Origin of the sequence: Actinotalea sp. JY-7885 (assembly GCF_014525465.1) — a bacterium.
Taxonomy (GTDB): domain Bacteria; phylum Actinomycetota; class Actinomycetes; order Actinomycetales; family Cellulomonadaceae; genus Actinotalea.
Genome location: NZ_JACEXH010000276.1, coordinates 1 through 2,759 on the forward strand (window position 1 = coordinate 1; position 2,759 = coordinate 2,759).

Consider the following 2,759-nt stretch of genomic DNA (forward strand, 5'->3'; position numbering starts at 1 on the left):
CAGGCCGTCGTCGTCGACGACGGCGACCGCGATGTCGGCGGAGGTGTCCAGGGCGAGGAGGGGCACGACGTCGATCCTCTCAGCCCGGCAGCACCACGTCGGCCCACCGTGGGCCGACGGCGCGCACCGTGACGGTGCGCGCGCCGGACTCGGCGGCGTCCAGCAGGGCGTCGTCGGCGGCCTGCCCCGACGCACCGCCCACGTCGCCGTGGGGGCGCTGGATCGTCACCTCGAGGCGGTCCTCGGAGAGGACCTCGGCCAGCCCCTCGCCCCACTCGACGACCGTCACGGACTCCTCCAGCCCGGCGTCGAGGTCGAGGGCGTCGAGCTCCTCGAGCGAGCCGAGGCGGTAGGCGTCGACGTGGACCAGCGCGGGCCCGTCGGCGAGCGACGGGTGCACCCGCGCGATGATGAACGTGGGCGACGCCACCTGCCCGCGCACGCCGAGCCCCGTGCCGATCCCCTGCGTGAACGTCGTCTTGCCCGCGCCGAGCGGACCCGTGAGGACCACCAGGTCACCCGCGCGCAGCACGCCCGCGAGCGCCCGGCCGTAGGCGCGGGTCGCCTCGGCGTCCGGGAGCGTCACCGTGGTCGTCGCGCTCATGCCCGCACCTCCGTGCTGCCCGCCTGCTCCGCGGCCGGCGCGGCGGCCTCCTCGTCGGCCGGCTCCCCGGCCTGCTCCCCGGCCCCGTCGCCGCCGACGTAGGTGCGCGGAACCCGCGCCCCCAGACGCGTGACCACCTCGTAGGAGATGGTGTCGGCGGCCGCGGCCCAGTCCTCGGCCGTGGGCTCGCCGTCGTGCCCGGAGCCGAACAGCACCACCGTGTCCCCCGCGCGCTCGGTCGCACCCGGGCCCAGGTCGAGCACGAACTGGTCCATGCACACGCGTCCGGCGACCCCGAGGCGCCGGCCGCCGACCTGCACGGGTCCGCCCCAGCGGTCAGCACCGCCCGAGGCGTGGCGCGGCACGCCGTCCCCGTAGCCGAGCGGGACCACGCCCAGCACCGTCTCGCGCGGCGTGACGTAGGCGTGCGCGTAGGACACCCCCTGCCCGGCGGGCACGGTCTTGGTGAGCACGAGCCGCGCCTCGAGCCGCATCGCGGGCGTCAGCCCGTAGTCGGCCGGCGTGCCGAGCTGCGGCGCGGGCGAGAGCCCGAAGACCGCGAGCCCGGGCCGCACGAGGTCGAAGTGCATGGCGGGGTTGGTCAGCGTCGCGGCGGAGTTGGCGAGGTGCCGCACCTCCAGGCGCGCCCCGCGCCGCTCCGCGAGCGCCACGGCGTCGGCGAAGACCGCGGCCTGCGCGAGCACGGTCGGGTGATCCGGCGCGTCCGCCCATGCCAGGTGCGACCACACCCCCACGACGTCGACCACGCCCTCGGCCTGGGCGGCGAGCGCGGCGTCCAGGAGCGCGTCGAGGTCGCGCGGCATGACGCCGCCGCGGCCCAGGCCGGTGTCGACCTTGAGGTGCACGCGCGCGGTCCGGCCGGTGGCCCGCGCGGCGGCGGCCACCTCGTCCAGGGCCCACAGCGCCGGGACGGACACGTCGAGATCGGCGGTGACGGCGAGGTCCAGCGGCGCGCCGGGCGCATACAGCCAGGTCAGCGTCCGCGCGGTGACGCCGGCGGCGCGCAGCGCCAGCGCCTCATCGAGCTGCGCGACGCCCAGCCACGTCGCGCCGCCGGCGAGCGCGGCGCGCGCCGAGGGGACGAGCCCGTGCCCGTACGCGTCCGCCTTGACCACGGCCATGACCTGCGCGCCCGGGGCGCGCCCCCGCAGCGCCTCGACGTTCGACCGCACGGCGGCGAGGTCGACGACGGCTCGGGCGGGGAAGGCGCTCACGTCGGTCGGCACCCCCCAAGTCTGGCACCGCCCACGGCCACCCCCACGCCGCCCCCACAGGCCGCCGCCGAGCACCCCCAGCCCGTCCCTCCGCCGCCGAGCACGTCCGTTCCCACCGAGCACGTCCGGTGTGGCGGACGTCGTCGGTGGGAACGGACGTGGTCACGGGCGCGGGGGCACCGGCCGCCAGGTGCCGTCGGGGTCGGGGCGCAGCCACAGGTCCGCCCGGTGACGGGTCCGGGCCACCAGGCGGGCGTTGGCCTCGTCCGGTCCCGTCGCCCACGCGCGGGCGGCCGCCGGCGGCTTGCCGAAGGCGACGTGACGCGCGACGAGCCGCTCCAGCCGCACGTCGTCGTCGACGTCGACGCACCACGTCTCGTCGAGCAGCGCGGCGACGCCGGCCCACGGCCCCTCGTCGTGGAGCAGGTAGTTGCCCTCGACGACGACGAGCGGCACGTCCGGCGGCACGGCGATCGCGCCGGCCACGGGCTCCTCGAGCCTGCGGTCGAACGTCGGGGCGTAGACGACCTCGCCGGTCCCGTCCGTCGCTCCGGTGGCCGGCGCTCCCCCGACCCGCCCGGCCCGCAGCCGGAGCAGCAGCGCCACGAGGCCCGCGGCGTCGAAGGTGTCGGGCGCACCCTTGCGGTCCGCGCGGCCGAGCCGCTCGAGCTCCGCCTGCGCGAGGTGGAAGCCGTCCATCGGCACCAGGACGGCCCGGGTCGGGCCCAGGCCGGCCACGACGGCGGCGGCCAGCGTGGACTTCCCCGCGCCGGGCGGCCCGACGATCCCGAGGAGGCGCCGCGGTCCGGACGCGAGCGCCCGCGCACGCTCCAGCAGCCCGACGTCGAGCGAGGCCGCGGCGCCCGGCCCATCGCTCACGCCGGGTCCCGCAGGAGCGCGGCGACGGTGCGCGGGAGCGC

The 2,759-nt window shown here is 78.2% G+C and carries 3 protein-coding genes; all 3 read right to left on the reverse strand.

Translation table 11 applies throughout. The features are described from left to right. Positions 1 to 79: 79 nt before the first annotated feature. On the reverse strand, positions 80 to 604 hold the full coding sequence (gene tsaE / locus IDM29_RS16180) for a tRNA (adenosine(37)-N6)-threonylcarbamoyltransferase complex ATPase subunit type 1 TsaE (protein ID WP_182112001.1): 525 nt from the start codon (positions 602 to 604) through the stop codon (positions 80 to 82). Further along, positions 601 to 1,851: an alanine racemase gene (gene alr / locus IDM29_RS16185; RefSeq protein WP_255491631.1), complete on the reverse strand. Its 1,251-nt coding sequence runs from the start codon at positions 1,849 to 1,851 to the stop codon at positions 601 to 603. Before alr ends, tsaE begins: the two co-directional genes overlap by 4 nt. A 150-nt stretch (positions 1,852 to 2,001) precedes the next feature. Beyond that, on the reverse strand, positions 2,002 to 2,718 hold the full coding sequence (locus tag IDM29_RS16190) for a nucleoside/nucleotide kinase family protein (RefSeq protein ID WP_182112002.1): 717 nt from the start codon (positions 2,716 to 2,718) through the stop codon (positions 2,002 to 2,004). Positions 2,719 to 2,759: the final 41 nt, after the last annotated feature.